At 63.6% G+C, this 20,341-nt stretch carries 15 protein-coding genes; 4 read left to right on the top strand and 11 right to left on the bottom strand.

Translation table 11 applies throughout. From position 1 onward, the window contains the following. The first annotated feature begins 42 nt into the window (after positions 1–42). Positions 43–4,107, top strand: a complete 4,065-nt coding sequence (locus FBZ93_RS27960; protein WP_146990341.1) for a helix-turn-helix domain-containing protein — start codon at positions 43–45, stop codon at positions 4,105–4,107. 565 nt (positions 4,108–4,672) lie between these two features. Here FBZ93_RS27960 and FBZ93_RS27955 read toward each other — a convergent pair. The 3 genes from FBZ93_RS27955 to FBZ93_RS27945 all read right to left on the bottom strand — a co-directional run bounded on the left by FBZ93_RS27955 (position 4,673) and on the right by FBZ93_RS27945 (position 7,577). After that, positions 4,673–4,999 (bottom strand): 2Fe-2S iron-sulfur cluster-binding protein, encoded by a 327-nt coding sequence (locus FBZ93_RS27955; RefSeq protein WP_146990339.1) that lies wholly within the window; start codon positions 4,997–4,999, stop codon positions 4,673–4,675. A 2-nt stretch (positions 5,000–5,001) separates the two neighbouring features. Continuing rightward, positions 5,002–6,306, bottom strand: a complete 1,305-nt coding sequence (locus FBZ93_RS27950; protein ID WP_146990337.1) for a cytochrome P450 — start codon at positions 6,304–6,306, stop codon at positions 5,002–5,004. Between the two features lie 170 nt (positions 6,307–6,476). After that, a complete protein-coding gene (locus tag FBZ93_RS27945) occupies positions 6,477–7,577 on the bottom strand; it encodes an NAD(P)-dependent alcohol dehydrogenase (protein WP_146990335.1) in 1,101 nt (366 codons plus the stop codon). 73 nt (positions 7,578–7,650) lie between these two features. Between FBZ93_RS27945 and FBZ93_RS41415 the strand changes: the two genes are divergently transcribed. The 3 genes from FBZ93_RS41415 (at position 7,651) to FBZ93_RS27935 (ending at position 11,732) form a co-directional block, all read left to right on the top strand. After that, positions 7,651–8,112: an aldehyde dehydrogenase family protein gene (locus FBZ93_RS41415; RefSeq protein WP_246667671.1), complete on the top strand. Its 462-nt coding sequence runs from the start codon at positions 7,651–7,653 to the stop codon at positions 8,110–8,112. A 27-nt stretch (positions 8,113–8,139) separates the two neighbouring features. Beyond that, positions 8,140–8,826, top strand: coding sequence for an aldehyde dehydrogenase family protein (locus FBZ93_RS41410; protein ID WP_246667670.1), 687 nt, complete (start codon positions 8,140–8,142; stop codon positions 8,824–8,826). Positions 8,827–8,933: 107 nt separating this feature from the next. Then, on the top strand, positions 8,934–11,732 hold the full coding sequence (locus FBZ93_RS27935; RefSeq protein WP_146990334.1) for a LuxR C-terminal-related transcriptional regulator: 2,799 nt from the start codon (positions 8,934–8,936) through the stop codon (positions 11,730–11,732). 258 nt (positions 11,733–11,990) lie between these two features. Here FBZ93_RS27935 and FBZ93_RS27930 read toward each other — a convergent pair whose 3' ends face one another. The 8 genes from FBZ93_RS27930 to FBZ93_RS27895 all read right to left on the bottom strand — a co-directional run bounded on the left by FBZ93_RS27930 (position 11,991) and on the right by FBZ93_RS27895 (position 20,002). Further along, positions 11,991–12,311: an alpha/beta hydrolase gene (locus tag FBZ93_RS27930; RefSeq protein WP_246667669.1), complete on the bottom strand. Its 321-nt coding sequence runs from the start codon at positions 12,309–12,311 to the stop codon at positions 11,991–11,993. Between the two features lie 196 nt (positions 12,312–12,507). Next, positions 12,508–13,593 carry a dimethylsulfone monooxygenase SfnG gene (gene sfnG / locus FBZ93_RS27925; RefSeq protein WP_146990330.1) on the bottom strand — a complete coding sequence of 362 codons (1,086 nt, stop codon included), beginning with the start codon at positions 13,591–13,593 and terminating at the stop codon, positions 12,508–12,510. A 13-nt stretch (positions 13,594–13,606) separates the two neighbouring features. Continuing rightward, positions 13,607–14,392, bottom strand: a complete 786-nt coding sequence (locus FBZ93_RS27920) for an ABC transporter ATP-binding protein (protein ID WP_146990328.1) — start codon at positions 14,390–14,392, stop codon at positions 13,607–13,609. A gap of 18 nt (positions 14,393–14,410) precedes the next feature. Continuing rightward, positions 14,411–15,760: an ABC transporter substrate-binding protein gene (locus FBZ93_RS27915; RefSeq protein WP_146990326.1), complete on the bottom strand. Its 1,350-nt coding sequence runs from the start codon at positions 15,758–15,760 to the stop codon at positions 14,411–14,413. An 83-nt stretch (positions 15,761–15,843) separates the two neighbouring features. Then, the gene (locus FBZ93_RS27910; RefSeq protein ID WP_146990324.1) at positions 15,844–16,911 is read right to left on the bottom strand and encodes a branched-chain amino acid ABC transporter permease; all 1,068 of its coding nucleotides are present in this window, start codon (positions 16,909–16,911) and stop codon (positions 15,844–15,846) included. Positions 16,912–16,914: 3 nt separating this feature from the next. After that, positions 16,915–17,796 carry a branched-chain amino acid ABC transporter permease gene (locus FBZ93_RS27905; RefSeq protein ID WP_146990322.1) on the bottom strand — a complete coding sequence of 294 codons (882 nt, stop codon included), beginning with the start codon at positions 17,794–17,796 and terminating at the stop codon, positions 16,915–16,917. 7 nt (positions 17,797–17,803) lie between these two features. Then, a complete protein-coding gene (locus FBZ93_RS27900; protein WP_146990320.1) occupies positions 17,804–18,574 on the bottom strand; it encodes an ABC transporter ATP-binding protein in 771 nt (256 codons plus the stop codon). A gap of 6 nt (positions 18,575–18,580) precedes the next feature. Continuing rightward, positions 18,581–20,002, bottom strand: a complete 1,422-nt coding sequence (locus FBZ93_RS27895; RefSeq protein ID WP_146990318.1) for an LLM class flavin-dependent oxidoreductase — start codon at positions 20,000–20,002, stop codon at positions 18,581–18,583. Positions 20,003–20,341: the final 339 nt, after the last annotated feature.

Raw genomic sequence — 20,341 nt, 5'->3', positions numbered from 1 at the left:
ATACTTGCACGCATGAATAGGATGTCATATAAATAATATGACATGAAGAAGCCGAGTTCCGCACCGAGCCATGACCTCACCCCGGCGCAGGCCCGCGCCGCGAGGGCCCTTCTGGCGTGGTCCCAGCAGGACCTTGCGACCAATGCCAATGTCGCAACCTCCACCGTGGCCGACTTCGAACGGGGCCGCCGGACGCCGGTCCCGCAGAACGCGGAGGCCATGCGCGCAGCCTTAGAACGGGCCGGGATCTCATTTCCGGCCGGGGGCGCCGTCCTCGGGCCGGCGCTGCCGATCCTTGCCGAGCTGACCAAGTCCGGCGCGCCGATCCGATATGTGAACGGCACCGACCTGGCTCAATGGGCGGAGCGCCGCGACGGCCAGGCCTCAATGCCGACCCTGATCGCCAAACTGGTCCGCGCGAGCGGCAGCGCTTCGCTGCATTTCCCTTCCGATGAAGCCGTCCAGTTTGCAGGCTGGGACGGCACCACCCAGGCCACCACCGCGTCCGAATACGTCCCCGCCGGGGCCACGGGGTGGGAGATCGGCACGCAGCGCGAGGGAATCGCGGCCAAGGCCAACGAGGATTACGCGAAGCGAACCCAGGATCCGTTGGGCCTTGCGCAGAGCGAGGCGACCTTCGCTTTCGTCACGCCGCGCCCCTGGCCGAAAAAGGACGAATGGGCTCAGCAAAAACGCGCCGAAGGCGTTTGGAAAGACGTCAGGGCTTATGACGGCACCGACCTGGTGCACTGGATCGAGCAATACCCGGCGGCCGGGCAATGGCTGGCGACCGCCCTCGGCAAGCGCCCACCTGGCGTGCGCCAACTGGAAGACGTGTGGTCGGAGTGGTCGCTCGCCACACAGTGGCCGCTGCCTCCCGACCTCGTTCTCAGCGACCGGGATGAAGACAGTGCGGCCCTGCTCCGCTGGCTGCGCGATCAGCATTCGGCAATCGCCTTCCAGGGTGAGAGTTCAGAGGAGGTTGCGGCGTTCGCCTACGCCACGATCAATCAGCTTCCCCCCGACATCGCGGAGCACTATTTCGCGCGCTGCGTCGTCGCCTCGAATTCTGACGCAGCCCGGCATCTTGCCAGCAGCCGCACGCCTTTGATCATCGTGATTCTCGAACCGGAGGCAGGCGTTGCGGAAGCAATCGCAGCGAAAGGGCACCACGTCCTGGCCGCATTCGGGCAGAACCCTGGGTCCCAAGGCACCGTGAGGAAGCTGAGCCGGCCTTCACGCGACGGTATCGAAGCAGCCCTAATCGACAGCGGCGTTCCGGAAGATAAAGCGAAGACCTTTGCGCGCGACTCCGCGCGAAGTCTTGCGATCCTGCGCCGATTGATGCCGGGCGTCGCCAGTCGGGTGCCACAATGGGCTCAGGGCACGGTATCCCGGCCGTTACTCGCCGCGCTGCTAGCCGGGATGTGGGACGAAAGCCGGGAAGCCGACAAGGTCATCATGTCGCGCCTGTCGGAGGTGCCCTATGAGAAATTCATTGCGAGCATCACGCCATATGTCGGAGAGTTTGACAGCCCGCTTCGCAAGGTCGGCACCGCCTGGAAGGTGGCTTCGCCTCGTGACGCGTGGCTGCTGCTGGCAGCCCATTTCACGGTTGCGGATATCGAGCGCTACCGCGCCGCGATTATCGACGTATTGAGTGCGGCCGATCCGCGGTACACGCTGAGCCCGGAAGACCGCTGGTACGCGTCGATGCGCGGCATCGAGCCGGAATATTCCGCCTACCTGCGGCATGGCCTGGGTGAAACCCTGATCCTGCTGGCGCTGTTCGGTGATCGCGCGGCGATGGTGCCGAACGCGTCGCAATATCCCGACACCGTCGTACGGAAGGTGCTACGGGGCGCGGACGGACAACGCTGGTGGTCGCTGTCGCGGGATTTCCAGCTGCTCGCCGAGGCCTCACCCGAGGAATTCCTCTCGGCCGTGGAGGATAGCCTCGACAACGAGGTTCCGCCGATTGCGGCGCTGTTCGGTTCTGATGAAAGCCCGATCTTCGGCAGCGCCGAGCATCTCTCGGACCTGCTGTGGGCGCTGGAATCGCTCGCGTGGTCGCCGCAGCTCCTGCTCCACGTTTCACTTGTGCTGGCGCGGCTTGATCAACTGGATCGCGGCAGTAGCCGCTCTCTGAACCGGCCTGCCGCCAGCCTGCGCACCACGTTCCTGCTCTGGAGCCCGCAGACCAATGCCACTTTCAGCGATCGCCTGAAGGTTCTGGACCGCATCAGAAAGCGCTATCCAAATCCGGCGTGGAACCTGATGTTGGGCATTCTGCCAACCGGCCACGATTCCTTTTCGTCGGTGGCGTCCACGCGCTGGCGCGATTTCTCCACCGACAAGAAAGAAGTTGTCACCTATCAGCTGATCGGCAAAGGCGCCGAAGCTGTTCTGGACCGCCTCCTCGACGACGTTGGCTCGAATGCCGCCCGCTGGGTCACATTACTCGAACGTTGGAGCGATGTTGGCGACAGGCGTCAAAAGGCAGCCACGCAGCTGCTGCAGGTCGCCGAGGGCAACCTCATCAAGGAGGATCGGGAGCTGCTGCGCGCCAAGCTCAGAGGCGTGTTGCACCATCAGCGCAGTTTCCCAAATGCTGACTGGGGACTGCCAGATGAAGACATCGCGGACCTTCAGCTTATCTATGACGCGCTCGCGCCGCTGGACCCCATCGAAAGCATTGCCTGGCTATTCGAGACCTCGGTGTCCCTGCCCGACCCAACCGGCGACTGGCAGAAGGACCGGCAGCTGCTTCAGTCGGAGCGGGCGGCAGCCGCAGAAAAGTTCTTGCAGGACCACGGGACCGAAAGTCTGTTCGAGCTGATCGATGTCGTCCGTGAACCCGGCTATCTCGGGCAGTCGATCGCGGAATCCAGCCTTCCTGAGAATACCCGCAAGGAGCTTCTCGTCCGCGCACTCCGCAGCGAGCGGGAGAAGGATCAGGCCTTCGCGCGGGGCCTCGTCTGGACCTGGTATTTCGCTGCCGGTCCTGAATGGGCTGAAGGCTTGTTCGATGAGGCGCTGCGGGGTGCCTGGGGGGACAAGGCGCTCCTGACAATCCTTCTGGCGCTGCCAGTTACAGGTTGGGTTTGGGCCCTCACGAGGCGAGCCGACGAAGCCATCGAGGGATCGTATTGGAAACGGCTCAATATCCTGTGGAGCAAGGAGGACGATGCCGACCCCGCCTATGCGGTCGAGAAGCTGATCGAGGCCGGCCGGGCGCGCGCGGCCGTGCACTTCATCGGCTATCACCTGCACGACGGACGGACGTTCGCCTCTGATCTGCTTACGAGAACGTTGTTTGATGCCGTGCGGCAGCCGGTCGAGGGTGAGCTGGACATGAACGACCGGACGATGTTCCAGCATTACGCCCAGGAGATCTTCAAGCGGCTGGACGAGGCAGATGACGTATCCACCAAGACGCTCGCGCAACTCGAATGGCAATACTTGCCGATGTTCGAGCGCTCGCCGCGCAAGGCGAAGGCGATCATGTCAGAGCTTGCAATCAACCCCGATCTCTTCGTTCAATTGATCACAGCGATCTTTCGGCCCAGCCAGGATAGCGGCGTGGTCGATCCACCCGTCGAGAACGAGGAACAGGCCCGCAATATCGCGAGCCAGGCCTTCAGGCTGTTGCGGCTGTGGGATGTGATCCCAGGCACGGCCGCCGATGGATCGATCGATGGCGCCAAGCTCGAGGCGTGGGTCAAGGAGGCACGAAAGCTCGCCCACGCCAAGGGCCGCGGTCTGGTCGCAGATCAGAAGATCGGCGAGCTGCTCTCAGCCTCCAAAACGGACGCAGACGGCATCTGGCCGGCCGTGCCAGTCCGCGAGGTGATCGAGGCGATCCGCAGCCGCGATCTGGAAACGGGGGTTATGATCGGGAAGTCCAACCGCCGCGGGGTGACCTCGCGGGCGTATGGTGACGGCGGTGACCAGGAACGCCAGCTGGCGAAGCAATACCGGGATTGGTCCAAGGCCACGGCCTTTGACTGGCCCCGCACCTCGGGAATCCTAGAAAACCTCGCCAAGAACTATGACCATCAGGCGAAGGCTCACGACGAGGATGCCGAACGTCTGGATTGGCGATGAACATATGTGCCGGCGTAACGGACCGGATGAGCGTGACGTGCAGGAAGTCTCTACCGAACCCGACAAAACCGAATACCACATGCTGCCCGAAGAGGCGCTTCATCTCCATTCGCGAGGAGCGGCGCAACAACTTCCAATCGATGGCCGACAAGGGACGCGCGGCCTTGGAAACTGCCGAGAAAGAGCTGTTGCAGCTTTCCCGAATATCAAACTCTTTCACGTCCCTGGTGGCCCTGAAGCGTGCGCGGCCTCGGGTAGCGGTAGTCGCGCAAACAACTCGTACGCCTGCGCCTACGCCAGCCGGCGGTCCTGACGCACAGGCGACCGCCGCGCACCGCAGTCTTGCCGTCAGAACTCTCACTGACTTGTTCAGTTTTTATTGCGAAACCCCTGGGGAGTTGCCATTGCCACCGGATACTGCGATCCTACACAGCCCCTACCGCGCGATTGATTTCGCCCGTATGTCTCCTCGAGCTTGGGCTTCACGAAGAGGAGTACCTGCGCCACGCCAGGCGGATCACCGAGACGGTCCAGCGCGCCGCCCCAAGTTCCTCACGGCTCGGCGCTAGCGGCCGTTGCCAGCCGCTGGTGTGTGCACAGTAAGGCCGTCGAGCTCGGGCGCCAGAATGATCTGGCAGCCCAGGCGAGAGGTCGGCCGCGCGTCGGCAGCGAACTCGAGTAACTCGACCTCGATCGCGGTCGGCGGCTCAAGCCGGACGAACCATTCCTCGTCCACATGCACGTGGCAGGTTGCGCAGGAGCAACTCCCGCCGCACTCCGCTACGATGCCGGGCACGCCCGCCTGCAGCGCCGCGTCCATGACACTCTGCCCGCTTCTGACCTCCAGAGTTGCCCGAGATCCGTCTGGCTGGATGTAGGTAACGTTTGGCATGCTCAGGCCTTCTGGAAGCGGATCGGGAGGGACTTGAGGCCGCCGACGAAGTTGGTCTCGACGAGGCGCGGCGAGCCGGCCAGCTCCACCGCTCGCAGCCTGGGCAGCAGCTCCTCGAACAGGATGCGCATCTCAAGCTTGGCGAGGTGCATGCCGAGGCACATGTGCGGCCCGTATCCGAACGAGACGTGAGGGTTGCGGCCGCGCGTGATGCGAAACTCGTCCGGCGCGTCGAACACCTCCTCGTCCCGATTCGCCGATGGATAGCAGAGCATCAGTCGGTCCATCGCCCTGATCTTCTGGCCTCGCAGCTCGGTGTCGGCGGTGGCGTTGCGCATGAAGTGCTTGACCGGCGTGGTCCAGCGCAGTGCTTCGTCGACCAGGCCCGCAGTCAGCCGGGGCTCGGCTTTCACCTTGTCGAATTCCGACGGAAAGCCAATCAGACCGAGCAAGCCGCCAGCCACCGAGGACGAGGTCGTATCGTGGCCGGCGGTGGCAATTGTCACATAGTAGCCGTTGGCCTCCGCCTCGCCGATCGGCTCGCCGTTGACCTTGGAGTTGGCGATCAGCGACAGCAGGTCGTCCCGTGGACGCTCCCTACGCTCCCGACTGAGGACGTTGAAATAACCATAGAAATCCTGAAGCGCCGCGTGCCACATGCGGCCTGCGACATCGGGCTCCGGCTTGATCTCATCGCGCTGCTCCTCCGGATCGTGCACACCGAACAGCTCCTGGGTCAGCTTGAGCATCCTCGGCTCGTCTTCCGGTGGCACGCCGAACAGGGTCATGATCACCCGCATTGGATAGTGCAGGGCAAAATCCTTCACGAAGTCGCACTCGCAGTCAAAGCTTAGCAGGTGCTCCACCGAGATCTTCGCCAACGCTCTGATCTGGGCTTCCAGCTTGACGATGTTGGCTGGCAGGAACCAGTGCGCGGCAATCTCGCGGTAGAGGCCGTGCTCAGGCGGATCCATGTAGACCAGCGACGAGATCAGGCGAGTCGAGCCGTTGTTGATCGACTTCATGAAGTCGTCGCTCGCCCGCTCGTTTAGGATCGTGTTGAAATCGGCGTTGTGGAAGAGATTCGGATTGCGCTCCACCGCCATCACATCAGCGTGCTTGGTGATGATCCACAACGGATCGTAGCCATCAACCTGCGCCAGCCCGACCGGCAGATTGGTACGCAGCCACTTGAACGCCGGATAGATGACATTGTCGTCGGTATAGGATTTAGGGCTCAGGATGGTGCGCGCCACGTCGAGCGGCACTTCGAATGGGCTCTGTGCGGCAGCAGCAGCTTGGATCATTGGATGGTCTCCCTTCGGTTTTTGCTTCGGTGCTCGCGGCGAGCACAGCGCTCGCCTGTTAATCGCTTGGAGCCTGTCGACCGTTCTTGAAGTCGCATCGCTCCCTCTATCGGCTCGCGCCTGTCTCCCTTTCGGGGAACGAACTCACACCTTGCAACCATGCTGCCGGTTCAGAACGTCAGAACCGCCTTGACGCAGCGGCCTCCGAGTTGGTCCTCGACGGCGCGGTTGATGTCGGCGAAGGGATAGGTCCTGACCATCTTGTCGAAGGGAAAGCGGCCCTCGGCGTGCAACGCGATGAGCTGTGGAATGAACTCGTCCGGCACGCTGTCGCCCTCGACCACGGTCGTCACCGTCAGGCCATTGACCATCATGCCGATCACGTTGAGCCCAAGGGTAGCTGTGAGGTCGACTGGCACGCCGACAATCGCCATCTTGCCGCGCACGCCCAGGCACTGGACGGCGGCATCGAGCGCGGGCATTGCCCCGCTCGTCTCGACAGAATAGTCCGCGCCGGCAGGAACGATGTCCTTCACGCAGGTGACGACGTCGTCAGCCCTCGGGTCGATGGCGTGCGTTGCCCCAACGGCGAGCCCAAGCTTGCGGCGGTTCTCGATCGGCTCAACCAGAATGATGGTGGAGCAGCCTTGCACGACGGCGCCCATGACGGCGCTGAGGCCGACCGTCCCACCCCCAAAGATCACGATGGTGCTGCCGGCCTCAGCCGCGAGTGAGCGCATGATGGCCCCGGCACCGGTCTGCACGCCGCAACCGAGCGGCCCGAGCAACTCCAGGGGCGCCTCTGCGCCGACCTTCACGGCGTTGCGCTCATTGGCCAGAGCGTAGGAGGCGAACGAGGACTGGCCAAAGAAATTGGACGAGAGACCCTTGCCACATGCGCACAGCGCCTGAGACCCGTCGGGGCGGACACCACCGAAGTTCAACGCCTGGAAGTTGATGCAGTAGGCCGGCGCGCCCTTGGTGCATTGAACACATTGCCCACATGAATTGAACGACAGCACCACGTGGTCGCCGGCCTTGAACTTGGTGACGCCCGCCCCGACGGCCTCGACGATGCCTGCGCCTTCATGGCCAAGCACCGCCGGCAGCGGCGTCGGCAGTACCTGGTCCACCACCAGCAGGTCGGTGTGGCACAGGCCGACCGCGACCATCCTGACGAGGATCTCGTCCGGACGTGGATTGCCGATGTCGATGGCTTCGACGCAGAAGGGTTTGTGCGGCTCGCGCGCGATGGCGGCGGTGATCTGCATCCTCGGGTCTCCCTGCGGGTTGTCGTTGCCATTGACTTAGCGCATTACCGCCGGCCGTCCCCCACTCCAAAGTATGGGGACGCCCATCCGCGACCGGGCAGCGCGCCTGCAGCGATTTTCCGTTACGAACCCCGACTTATGGACGGTTCGGGCGGCCCCCGACGACTTACGATTGAAGGCTAAGTCGCCAAGACGACCAGCCGTCGTCGGCGCGATCAGCACCTGGAACTTCCCTTTCGCGTTGAGCTTCACGCCACTTGCCGGCATCGTGGCTGTTGGCAACCGCTGCATGATCAAGCCCTCGGAGTTCACGCCCGCCTCATCGGCCCTGATGGCACGGATGATCGCCAGTGCCTTCGATGCGTCAGAGATCTCAGTCGTCAGTGGCGGTGCCGACACGGGACGCGCTTTCGCGAAGCTCCCGTTCGACCATCTGCTGTTCACCGGCGGCGGCTCGGTCGCCCGCCACGTCATGCGCGCGGCGGCCGACAACCTCGTGCCGGTGACCTCGAACTCGGCGGCAAGTGCCCAGTGACCGTGTCGAAGTAAACGTCGATCGACGATGCGGCCCCCGCGTCCTGACGGTCCGGACGCTCAACGCCGGGCAAATCTGCCTGGCGCCGGAGTATGTTCTTCTGCCGGAAGGCGAAGTCGACGCCTTTGCCGAGGCCGCAGGCCGAGCGGTCGCTACCATGTACCCGACCTTGCTCAACAACCCGACTACTCGTCGATCATAAATCGCCGACACTTCGACCGCTTGCGCGGATACCTGGCCGACGCCCGAGCCAAAGGCGCAACGGTCACCGAGCTCAATCCAGCTGGCGAATCCTTCGACGGCAACACGTGCCGGCTGCCGCCGACGCTCGTCGCGGGCGTGAGCGACGACATGGAGGTTATGCTGGACGAGATCTTCGACCCAATCCTGCCGATCCGCACCCGCGTTCTCGACCGCACCCGCTCGTTGCGGCGTGACGGTCAACGACGTGATGACCCACGCCTTCGTGGAGGAGCTTCCATTCGGCGGCGCCGGGCCCTCGGGCATCGGCGCTACTACGGCAAAGCGGGCCTTCCGAACTTCAGCCACGCCCGCTCAATCTATCGCCAGAGTAAGGCGGGAAGGCCGAATACACGCTGCGCCCGCCCTTCCGCGAGCCCATGCGCGCCTTCCTGGAGACGACCATCACCCGCTGAAGGGGCGGCTGCGGCGTCGAGCCCGTCCGTCATTGGCCGGGCTCGACCGGGGAGATGATATGGGCCAAGCCCCATACTTTGGGAGGGGGTAACGCACCGGCAGAACAGGCGATATTGATCATCAAGACGGCTCGCGCCAATATTGCCGTCTGAGGAAACGGCCACATGAGGAATCGTGCCGGCCGGCGCGATAGCGTCGGCCTCGACGAGTCAGCCCGGCCCGGTGTGCCATCAGTATCCGCCGCGGCGGCGAAGCACGCGCCGTCGTGCGATTCTGCTTGGCTCGACCGGCTGCACCCTCCGGTCTATGCCTTCGTCCCGGTGGAGACGCGTATCTTTGCGGCATTGTCGTCGCAGGATGCCCTGCCGAAGATCACGACGCTCAGCGCCCCGCCGGGCTACGGAAAGACCGTGCTGCTGTCACAATTGTACCGAGCCTTCACTGGGCGCGGGATCCCGTGCGTCTGGATCGGCCTCGACGAGCGCAGCAGCCGCTTCGGCAGCCTGTTGTCGCTGATCGAGGCAGCACTCGGCGTCAAACGGGCCGACCGACCCGCAATCGACGCCCTTCGCCTGGCCGATCCCATCGATCGAATCGACACCATACTGCGCGCTGTCGCCAATGTCGTCCGCACCTGCATCCTCTTCATTGACAACATCAATTTTTGCCGCGAAGCGGGCGTCGAGCGGCTGCTCGATGCGCTGGTTTTCCGTACCGGGACGCGCGTCAAGCTCATCGTGTCGTCCGCCGCAGGCCCCGTTCCGTTCAACGCCGCGCGCGCCAGGCTCGAGCTCGACCTGCACATGGTCACGGCCGCGGACCTGAGCTTCGACCGCAAGGCGACGTCCGAGCTGTTCCTGCGGGCCGGTATCGCCTCCATCGATCCGGCAACGCTCGAGGCGGTGGTGAGGAAGACCGAAGGATGGCCCGCGGCCGTGCGGCTGCTCCAGCTCATTGCGCGGGATGAGAACTCGCTGGAGCGCGGCGTGGAGGTGCTGTCTGGCGACGAGGCTCATCTGGCCGATATGCTGTCCCGTCGCCTGATGTCATCGTTCGAGCCGGATTTGGTGACGTTCCTGCACGAGGTCGCGGCGCTGCGACACTTTTCAGCCGAACTCGCCCAAGCGGCGACCGGCAGGGCGCGCGCCGCCGAGTGGATCAGCTTCCTCGTCGACCGCAACGTCATGATCGTGCCGCTCGATCGTCGCCGGCGCTGGTATCGGTTTCACGCCCTGTTCCGACAATTCCTGGTGAGCGAGGCAGCGCGCAGTCTCACGCCGGCGCGGCGAGGAGAAGTGCACCGCGATGCCGCTCGCTGGTTGACCCGGCGCGGCGACCATCAGGGCGCGCTGGAGCTGGCGATCGATGCATGCGAGCGGCAACTGGCTGCAGAGTTGCTCGAGCGCATCGCCTGCGTGCTGGTGCGCGAGCAAGGCGACACCTCCTCGTTCCTCGACTGGGTCAGCCGTGCCGAGGCGATCGGCGTGCCCAAGGGCCCCGAGGCCACGTTCTGGTATGTCTGGGCGCTGCTCTACGAGCGCCATTATGAGGCGGCGAGGGCCGAGTTGGCACGCGCCGCCGAGCAACTGGACGGGCTGCCCGACACGGCCTTCGCCCAGGATCTGCGGCGCAAGCTCGGGGTCGCAACGATCGTCATCGCCGTTCACCTTGATGCGCCAGATCGCGTGCGCGAGGAAGCCGACGGCTGGCTCCGCAGCTATTCCGGGGTGGGCGAGCCGTTCGAAACCGCAGCCGCTGCAGGCGCTCTGGCCGCTTCGTGCCTCAGCGGCCATGCCTATGTTGCCGGCCGGCGCGATCTTGCAATCTCGCAAGCCGCAATCGCCCGCGCCGACAGCGAATACGGCCGCTGCTGGGTGGAGATGGTGTCGGGCATGATCGAAATCGGACAGGGCCACCCTGCGTTGGCGGAGGGCCGGCTACACGAGATAGAGATGCGGGCCCGCGCTGCTATCGGCCCCGGCGCGAGCGTCGCCGCCGTCGTCGCGCTCGTGCGCGCCCGTGCGCTGTATGATTGCGGCCGCCTGGACGAGGCCATCGAAATCGTCGCCAACAATCTTCGGCGGGCCAGCGTGAACGGCATTCCCGACACCACATGGCTCGGCATCGAGGTGGCGCTCGCATCGGCGCTCCACGACGACGCGCGTTTCACCGTGGCCGAGTTGCGCGCCCTCGTACGCGAGCACCCCAAGCGTCTTGCGCTCTTGTTCGAGTTAAGTCTCGTTCAGCAGTTGCTGGTGGCCGAGCGGCCGCAGGAGGCGCTGGACCATGCGAGAGATCTCGGCTGGAGCGCGCGATCGGGCTGGGACGGCGCGCTCACCCGCAATGCCACCGTGATGGAGCGGACGGCCGCGCAAATGGCCGCCATCGCGCTCGCCATCGCCGTCGGCCATCTCGCCATCGCCGGCCGACTGATCAAGCAGGAGCTGCGCTCCGCGCAGGCGGCCGGCCGCAAGGGAGCTCAGGTCGACCTCCACCTGCTGGACGCCGAGGCGCAGCTCCGCGCCAACGCGGGCGCGGCTGCCACGCGCGCCTTCTCCCGCGCGGTCGCGGCCGCGGCACCTCACACGTTGTATGGCCCGTTCGTGCGCCGCCGGGATCTCGTGAAGCGCCTCATCGAGAGTGGCAATGCCCGGGAACTCGGGCTGACGAGCCGCACTGACATGGCCGCCCTTGCCGATATTTCGCGGCTCGTTGGGGTCGCGCCCATGGTGCGGCGCCCCCAGCATCCGCGCGAGTCGATGTTTGATCCCCCGACTCCCCGGGAACTCGAGCTGCTCGCTCTGCTCGAGAACGGCCTGGACAATCGGCAGCTCGCCGAGCGCCTTGCCATTTCGCTGCCCACCATCAAGTGGCATCTTTCCAATCTGTACTGCAAACTTGGTGTCAAGAACCGCGCCTCGGCCATCGCCAAGGGCCGCGCCTTGCGCCTGCTGCACCGATAGCCGGTCAAAGCAGAGCACGCCGCGCTTGCTAGCCTGGGATCTCCGAAGACATCATAATTTCGATCTCACTTCTTGGTACACGATCAGTGCCCCATCCACATGACATCATCGGATTCTCATGTCGTCGTGATCGAGCCCGGTCACGATCGACGCTGGTCGAAGTCGAGCGGCTTTCCAGCGAGTCGCGTTGCGGAAAGACCATGGTAGGCGCGTCAGCGCGAAGGTCCTTGGCGGAGAGTTCTGGATGGCTTTTTCGGCTCAGATCGCGCGCGATGAAAAAGTGAGGGCGAGAGCGACGAAACAGTAGAGATTGCCACAAGTGCCGCGAAGGGCGGAGCGACCGGCGGAATCGCCGACCAGACTGAAATGCACTTGCGCATCATGTCCGCGCTGACGGTGCTCATCAGGTCGATGGCGCGAAGCCCAGCCGAAGGCGGCGATGCAATCGTCCAGGCCCGCGGGAAAGCCGTGCTCCGTAGCCAGACAATAATCGACCATGCGCACGGCCGCGCCGGAGAGCTTGGCCAGCGTGCCTGCAATGGCTCGATAGTCCCGACGGGAACCGCCGACCGCCGCCACCCATGGATGTCGACCAGGCGATGATCGCGATCCGCACCGGCCCAACGCCCCACTCCACCGGCATCGACCGAATGAAGTTGTGTCTGTCGATGCGTGATGATGCGTTGTCAGTTCCGATGTGTCGAGCAAGTCGCGAAAATAGCGATACGCGCGCCTGCCATTGCAGCTCATTCCTTTCCTAGATCCTGGCTTGGCCTCACGCCGGTTCAGGCGCGTGAGCCCTGTCAACCTTTGTCGTGTTCAAGAGCGGAATCACCTCGCGGCCGAACGCCGGCAGTTCGTCGGTAAAATTCAGGAAGGCGCAAAGGATCATGTCGACGCCGATGGCCTCGTAAGCGCGGATGCGCTCGGCGATCAGCTCGGGAGGACCAAACAAGCGCGTCTTGAAGCCATCATTGGGCTGGACCAGATTGGCGTGGCTCGAATCCGCCCACATCCCGATCTTGTCCGCAGTCGATGCGCCGGCCTGCTTCACCTGTTCGGCGAAGGCCTGAACGATCTCGGGGTCGGCGCCTGCGACGATCGCCTCGAGCTGCTCGAGCGCTTCCCGCTCGGTCGGCCGCTGGATGATGAAGCCGTTGAGCCCGAACTTGACGGTGCGCCCTTCTGCCTTGGCGAGCGCGCGGACCTCGTCGATCTGCTGCTTGGCGCCTTCCACCGTCGTGCCGTTGAGGAAGTACCAATCCGAATATTTCGCAGCCATCCGCCGCGCGGCCTTGGAATTGCCGCCCTGGAAGATCTCCGGATGGGGCTGCGAGATCGGCCTCGGCTTCAACCACGCATCGTTGATGCTGTAGAAATCGCCCTTGAACGTAAATCGGTCCTGCGTCCAGAGCCCCTTGAGCACCTGGATGAATTCTTCCGAGCGGCGGTAGCGCTCGTCATGTTCCAGCCAGGGCTCACCGAAGGCGCGAAACTCATCCTTGAACCAGCCGGTCAGGATGTTGATCGCAAACCGCCCTTTCGAATAGACGTCGATCGTGGCGCCCACCTTCGCGATCATCGCCGGATGCCAGAAGCCGGTGTGAATCGCGCTGATGAGCTTCAGCCGCTTGGTCTGAGCCGAGAGCACCGCCGTGCAGGTGATGGCTTCCTGCTGCAGCTCCCAGCCATGACTTGCAATGAAGCGCGCCGGCGCGAGGCCATATTCGAAGCCGAGCTCTTCGGCCTCCCGCGCGAGGGAAGCATTGTAGTCAAGTGTCCAATCGGTCCGCTGGGGCACGTTGCTGATGACGAAGCCGCCACTGCCGAGCGGCATCCAATATCCGAAACGAATGGCCATGACGCGCTCCTGCTCAGACGATCGGGGTTTGAAGGGATACCGCCGATCCGGCCGGTGCGGCACCAAGATAGAATTCTGCAACGTCGTCACGTTCGGCCAGCTCGGCCGCCGTGCCTGACGCGGCGACCCTGCCGTTCTCGAGAATGTAGCCGTGATCGGCAAACTGAAGCACGAGATGCGCGTTCTGCTCGGCCAGCAGAAAGCTGACACCCTCGTTCCGGTTGAGATCGCGGATGATGTGGAAGATCTCCTCCACGATGATCGGGGCAAGCCCCATCGAAGGCTCGTCGAGCAGCACGAGAGTCGGATGCGTCATCAGGGCGCGCCCGATCGCGACCATCTGCTGCTCGCCGCCCGAGGTCAGGCCGCAACGCGCGCTGCGGCGCTGCTTGAGCCGCGGAAACCAGGTGTAAACACGCTCGAGATCGTCGGCGAGTGCGCGACGGCTCGGCCGACGCACAAACCCGCCGCTGAACAGATTCTCCTCGACCGTCAGCTGGGGAAAGACATGACGGCCTTCGAGAACCTGGACCACCCCCCTGGCAACGAGATCGGCCGGGTCAAGCCGACGGGTCACCTCGCCGCGCCACGTGATCGCGCCCCGGCTCAAGTGACCGCGCTCGGATCCGAGCAGGTTGGAGATGGCCTTCAGGGTCGTGGTCTTACCGGCGCCATTGGCGCCGAGAAGAGCAACGATCGATCCCTGCTCGACCCTGAGCGACACGCCGCGCAGGGCCAGGATCGCCTGACCGTAGAGAACCTCGATGTTGTCGACGTCGAGGAATTGAGACGTGGTCATGGCGATCCCCTGGCAACATCAGTTGGTCGCGTCGCGCGGTGTGATGCCTTTCTCCCGGGCATAGGCGGCGGCGCGCTCGTAGATCAGCGGCAACAACAGGTCCCGGTCGGATTTCACCCAGCCGTTCGACACCACGTTCCACTTCTCGCCGTCCCACTGCAGCACCTTGCCGGCACCGCCGCCCTCATGATCCTTGGCCGAAAGCTTCAGCGGCTGTTGGAGGCCCGTGGCGCCGATTTCCGCGAGACGCTTTTCAGAGAGATCGAGATGTTCGAGGCCCCACTGCGCCTCCTCGCCATTGATCGGCCGCACACCGAAATGTGCCTGCGCGGTCCGGATCGCCTCGACCGCGACGATCGCCTCGTCGACGCCGGAATTGTAGTAGACCGAACCGAAGCTCTTGGGATCCTTGAGGTCACTCAGTCCCTTGTCGAGGATGTACTTCTTGAGCTTCTGATGGATCTCGAAATTGGCGCCCGCAGGGAATGGCGTAATCGCAAGATAGCCCTTGCCGACCGCGCCGGCGGGCCGGACGTCCTCCTCGGAGCCCGACCAGATGCCGCCGATGATATGATCGACCGGGAAGCCCACCTTGGCGGCTGTCTTGATTGCGACCGGCGTCATCACGCCCCAGCCGCGCAAGAACACCCAGTCGGGCTTGAGCTGGCGGATCTTGGCCCATTGCGCCGATTGTTCGTTGCCGGGATGCGGCACCGGGATCTGAATGTCCTCAAAACCGTAGGTCTTGGCGAGGTGGGCGAGCGGGACCTGGGTTTCCTTGCCGTAAGGTGAATCGTGATAGACGGTCGCGATCTTGAGACCCTTCAGCTTGTCTTTGCCGCCGACCTTCTCCGCAATGAAATTGACCGCCGACGAGGCTTCGCTCCAGAAGCTGAAGACGACAGGGAAACTGTAGGGGAAGACGCGCCCGTCGATGGCTTCCGTGCGGCCATAAGCGATCGTGACCAGCGGAATCTTGTCGGCCACCGATTTCTCGGTCAGCGCCTTCGAGATCGGATCGCCATGCGGCAGGAAGATCGGAACCGGCGATCCGTTCTTGCCGGCCTTCACCCGTTCATAGCATTCGACGCCCTTCTCGACTTCCCAATTGGTCTCGCACTCGTCCCAGACCAGCTTGATCCCGTTGATGCCGCCTTCCACCTCGTTGATGTAGCGGAAATAGTCGATCTCGCCGGCCCAGACCGGGATGCCACTCGACGCATAGGCTCCGACCCGGAAGGTCGCGAGCGGGAAGTATTGCGTTTTTGCTTCTTCCGCCGAGACGCTGGTACCGACGGCGGCCGACAAAGCGAGCGCCGCCAGTCCGACTGCCTTGCTCACGATCCGCTTCTGCTTCCACAAAGACATCTGCTTACCCTCCATTTGACTGCAGAATTCACGTTCGATCGTGCGCGCGGTTCACACCCACGCACGACAAGTTTCGTCGTTTGCTAACGGTTGATCCGCGAGACCAGCTGCGTCCACGCTCGCGACAGCAATGCTGCAAGGCCCCGCGGCTCCTTGATCAGGAACCAGACGATCAACGCGCCGAACAGCGCCTTCTGAAAATTTTCGAGCTGTCCGGGGTCGATCGCGCCACCGAACACCCCGCTCCCGAGATGATCGAGCAGGATCGGCAGGAAGATCATGAAGGCGGCGCCGAGAAAATTTCCGCTGATGCTGCCCATGCCGCCGATGATGATCGCGAACATCACCTGGAACGAACGGTCCAGGTTGAAGCTGCGTGCATCGACGGTGCCGAGATAGGCAAAGGCCCAAAGCGCGCCCGCAATCCCGATCACCAGCGAGCTCACGAAGAACGCCTTCAGCTTTCCGGCTGATACCGGAACGCCGATCACCGAGGCCGCGGTGTCCATGTCGCGGATCGCCATCCAGGTCCGGCCGGTCTGGCTGCGAACCAGTCGCACTGCTGTGGCCGTCACCACCACGACGGTTGCGAGGGTCAGGAGATAGCGACCGGTCGGGCTCGAGAGATCATGGCCGAGGAACGCCAGCCGCGGCGCCGAGATCGAGCTCGAGGTCGAGTAATTCGAGAACCAGCCATACTGGTTGAACAGCCATTCGAGCAGGAACTGGGTCGCCAGCGTCGATGCGACGAGATAGAAGCCCTTGATCCGCAGGCTCGGCAGCCCTGCGATGACCCCCACAAGCCCGGAGATAACGCCCCCAAGCAGCAGGCTGACCGGTAGCGGCAGCTCCGGCAACCGCAGCAGCAGGTTGTAGGTCGCATACGCGCCGACCGACATGAACCCGCCACTGCCGAGCGAGGCTTGTCCCGCATAGCCCATCAGCAGGTTCAGCCCCAGCGCCGTCAGAGACATGATCAGAAACGGGATCAGAACGGCATTGAGCCAGTAATCGTTCGCCACCAGTGGAATTGCTGTCAGTGCGGCGAGCAACACCACAACCGAGCCAGCGCGCAACCGGTCGCGCGCGCTCTGTGCGATCTCGCGAGATGAGCTAAACCCTTCGATAGTTTCGGTGCCAACCGTCGACATACGTCAAATCCTTTCGATCGGCGCTTCGCCGAACAAGCCAGCCGGCCGGATGAGGAGGAAGGCGACCGCGAGCACGTAGGCGAACCAGGTCGACACGCTTCCTCCCAACAAGCTTCCGAGATAGATTTCGGCGAGGCTGTCGCCGGCACCGACGATCAGTCCGCCGACGATCGCGCCCGTGATCGAGGTGAATCCGCCGATGATGAGCACCGGCAGAGCCTTGAGCACCACGAGTGTCAGCGCGAACTGAACGCCCTGGCGTGCGCCCCACAAGAGACCCGCAACCAGCGACACGAAGCCGGCTACTCCCCACACGATCTGCCACAGCGTTTGCAGCCGGATTCCGATCGAGAGCGCGGCCTGCGGATCGTCGGCGATCGCTCGCAGCGCGATCCCAACGCGGGTCTTGTTGAAGAAAATCGAGAGCGCGACCACGAGAATCCCCGCGGTGCCCGCCGCGACGAGGTCGAACTGGCTGACCTGAACCCCGCCGATTTCAATCGGTGTATCGACGATGCCGAGATCGAGCTCGTGCACGCTCGCACCCATCACGATCTGTGCAAGACCTTCGATCACGAAGGACACTCCGAGCGTCGCCATAAACAGGGTGATCTGCGGGCGATTGACCAGCGGCCGCAAGACGACGCGCTCGACGGCGATCGCAATCAGCACCATCACCGTCAGCGTGATCGGCGCGGCCAGCCAGAAATCAATTCCCTTGTCGCGCATGGTCACGAAGGTGAGCGCTGCGCACAGCACCATCGAGCCTTGCGCGAAGTTGAAAACGCCGGAAGCCTTGAAGACCAGCACGAATCCGATCGCAACCAGCGAGTACATGACGCCCGCGAGCAGGCCGCCGACCAGTGTTTCGATGAAGAAGCTCATCTGGACCTCAGTGCGCCGTGCCGAGATAGGCGGCGATCACGTCCGGGTTCCTGCGCACCTGCTCCGGAGAGCCGTCGCCGACCTTGCGGCCATAGTCGAGCACGACCACGTGATGCGAGAGCCCCATCACCACGCTCATGTCGTGCTCGATGAGCACGATCGTGGTGCCGAGGCTCGCGTTGGCCTCCAGGATCAGGCGGCTCATCTCGTGCTTCTCATCCTGGTTCATTCCAGCCATCGGCTCGTCCAGCAGCAGCAGGCTCGGCCGGCCGACCAGCGCGCGCGCGAGATCGACCCGCTTCTGAACGCCATAGGGAAGCGTCGCCACCACCGTGTCGCGATGCCTGGTCAGGTCCAGGAATGCGATGATCTCGTCGGCCCGGCGGGTGAATTCGCGGGTCTCGCGCCGATCGCGCCCGACACCGAAGGCGTGCTCGAGGAGCGTGGTGCGGGACTGCCTGATCAGCCCGGCCAGCACATTGTCGAGAACACTGAGATGGCGGAACAGCGCGTTATGCTGGAACGTCCGGCCCACGCCGAGATGCGCAGCATGCGCCGGGCGGACCCGGATGAACTGCTCGCCGTTGAACGTGACGCTGCCGCTGTCGGCCCGATACACCCCATTGATGATGTTGAGCAGCGAGCTCTTGCCGGCCCCGTTCGGACCGATCAACGCGCAGATCTCGCCACGCGCGACTTCGAAGCTCAGCGCGTTGAGCGCCTTGATACCCTGAAACGACAGGGACACGTCGCGCAGTTGCAGGATCGGTCCGGACATCGCGCCTCAGGCCTCGACCGGCTGTCGCCCGGCCACACCGGCCGCCTGGGCGGCGCTCCGCTTGACCGCCTCGATGTCACGATAGGCCGCGGCAGGATGGCTCGACGGCAGATATGGTCCCTCGCCGAACAGCTTCTCGCGCAGCGTCCCCGGACGATAGCCCGTCGGATAGACGCCGCGCTTCTGCAGCTCCGGCACCAGCAGATTGACCACGTCCTCGAAGGTCTCCGGCGTCACCGCATAGGCGAGGTTGAAGCCGTCGACGTCTGTGTCCTCCACCCAGTCCTGCAGGATGTCGGCAATCGTCGACGGCGAGCCGACAAACACCGGACCGAGGCCGCCAATGCCGCCCCAGCGCGCCAGTTCCTCGATGGTCCAGGACTTGCTGCCGCTGGCGAGATGATCAACAACGGACACGATCGCGTTGGTCTCGACCTTCTTGACCAGATCAGTCGGCGCATATTGCCCGAAATCGATGCCGCTCCAGCCCGACATGAACACCAGCGCGCCGTCATAGGAAGCATATTGCTGGTATTCCCTGAACTTCGCTTCCGCCTTCGCGTCGGTTTCGTCGACAATCACCGTGACCAGGTTGTAGATCAAAATCTTGCGTGGATCGCGGCCGGCTTCAGCCGCCTGCCGCCGCACCTCGGCGACGTAGGATTTCAGGACCTGCTTGATCGGGGCGGCGACAAACACACATTCCGCGTGCTGAGCCGCGAAGGTCTTGCCCGGGCCCGACGCACCCGCCTGGTAGAGCAGCGGCGTCCGCTGCGGCGACGGCTCGCAGAGGTGATAGCCCGGTACGTCGAAGTATTTTCCCTTGTGCCCGATTTCATGAACTTTCGACGGGTCAGTAAAGATCCGCTTCCCGGCGTCGCGCAAGACAGCCCCCTCCTCCCAGCTTCCCTCGAGCAACTTATAGAGGACCTCGACATATTCAGTTGCCACCTCGTATCGATTGTCGTGGCGGCGCAACCCGCCCTGACCGATATTCTTCGCCCCGCTCTCCAGATACGAAGTCACGATGTTCCAGCCGACGCGCCCCTTGCTGTGGTGATCCGCGGTGGAGAGCCTGCGGGCGAAGCTGTACGGATGCTCGAATGAGGTCGATGCGGTGATGCCGATGCCGAGATGCTCGGTAGCGAGAGCGATCGGCGCCACCAGCTGCAAGGGATCGTTGACGGGGATTTGCGCTGCTTGCTCCAGCGCATGGAACAGAGAATTCTTGTAAACGTCATAATAGCCGATGACATCGGCGATGAAGATGCCGTCGAAAACCCCGCGTTCCAGCGTTCGCCCGAGATCCTGCCAATAGTCGAGGTCCTTGTACTTATAGGAGCGATCCCGCGGGTGTGCCCAGACACCCGGGGACTGATGGCCGACACAATTCATGTCGAACGCGTTGAACCGAATCTGTCGCGCCATTCACGTCTCTCCGTTGCATCGCGCATTGCGACGCTCCTGCATCCTCGACGCAGCCATCTCGCCACAACGGGCGATCGATGGTCCATCGCGTTTATCGGCGTTTTTCGATGCGCATCTTTCGCTGCGTCGCTTCGCGAGGTGAGAAACTTTCTCTCGTCGCGCTCGTATTTATCATCAACGAACGCCATCATGCAGCGCGCTCGACGAACATCACGACAACAACTCGCTTCGATACGATCGAATCTCGATGCGATCCGCCGCATCCAGGCTTGTTTCGGAGAATACTCCTTTCGAATTGACTCTCCTCGCGTTCATCTCGGCTGCTCTTCAACGGAGAGT

Origin of the sequence: Bradyrhizobium macuxiense (genome assembly GCF_007993935.1) — a bacterium.
In the GTDB taxonomy this organism is placed as follows: domain Bacteria; phylum Pseudomonadota; class Alphaproteobacteria; order Rhizobiales; family Xanthobacteraceae; genus Bradyrhizobium; species Bradyrhizobium macuxiense_A.
The sequence above is the reverse complement of the archived record's forward strand: the minus strand, read 5'-3'. Positions and strand labels throughout refer to the sequence as shown.

Excerpts from the sequence above, each read along its gene's own strand:
- FBZ93_RS27960 (WP_146990341.1), top strand. The coding sequence starts at position 43 with ATGAAGAAGCCGAGTTCCGCACCGAGCCATGACCTCACCCCGGCGCAG.
- FBZ93_RS27955 (WP_146990339.1), bottom strand. The coding sequence starts at position 4,999 with ATGCCAAACGTTACCTACATCCAGCCAGACGGATCTCGGGCAACTCTG.
- FBZ93_RS27950 (WP_146990337.1), bottom strand. The coding sequence starts at position 6,306 with ATGATCCAAGCTGCTGCTGCCGCACAGAGCCCATTCGAAGTGCCGCTC.
- FBZ93_RS27945 (WP_146990335.1), bottom strand. The coding sequence starts at position 7,577 with ATGCAGATCACCGCCGCCATCGCGCGCGAGCCGCACAAACCCTTCTGC.
- FBZ93_RS41415 (WP_246667671.1), top strand. The coding sequence starts at position 7,651 with ATGGGGACGCCCATCCGCGACCGGGCAGCGCGCCTGCAGCGATTTTCC.
- FBZ93_RS41410 (WP_246667670.1), top strand. The coding sequence starts at position 8,140 with ATGCGGCCCCCGCGTCCTGACGGTCCGGACGCTCAACGCCGGGCAAAT.
- FBZ93_RS27935 (WP_146990334.1), top strand. The coding sequence starts at position 8,934 with ATGAGGAATCGTGCCGGCCGGCGCGATAGCGTCGGCCTCGACGAGTCA.
- sfnG (WP_146990330.1), bottom strand. The coding sequence starts at position 13,593 with ATGGCCATTCGTTTCGGATATTGGATGCCGCTCGGCAGTGGCGGCTTC.
- FBZ93_RS27920 (WP_146990328.1), bottom strand. The coding sequence starts at position 14,392 with ATGACCACGTCTCAATTCCTCGACGTCGACAACATCGAGGTTCTCTAC.
- FBZ93_RS27915 (WP_146990326.1), bottom strand. The coding sequence starts at position 15,760 with ATGTCTTTGTGGAAGCAGAAGCGGATCGTGAGCAAGGCAGTCGGACTG.
- FBZ93_RS27910 (WP_146990324.1), bottom strand. The coding sequence starts at position 16,911 with ATGTCGACGGTTGGCACCGAAACTATCGAAGGGTTTAGCTCATCTCGC.
- FBZ93_RS27905 (WP_146990322.1), bottom strand. The coding sequence starts at position 17,796 with ATGAGCTTCTTCATCGAAACACTGGTCGGCGGCCTGCTCGCGGGCGTC.
- FBZ93_RS27900 (WP_146990320.1), bottom strand. The coding sequence starts at position 18,574 with ATGTCCGGACCGATCCTGCAACTGCGCGACGTGTCCCTGTCGTTTCAG.
- FBZ93_RS27895 (WP_146990318.1), bottom strand. The coding sequence starts at position 20,002 with ATGGCGCGACAGATTCGGTTCAACGCGTTCGACATGAATTGTGTCGGC.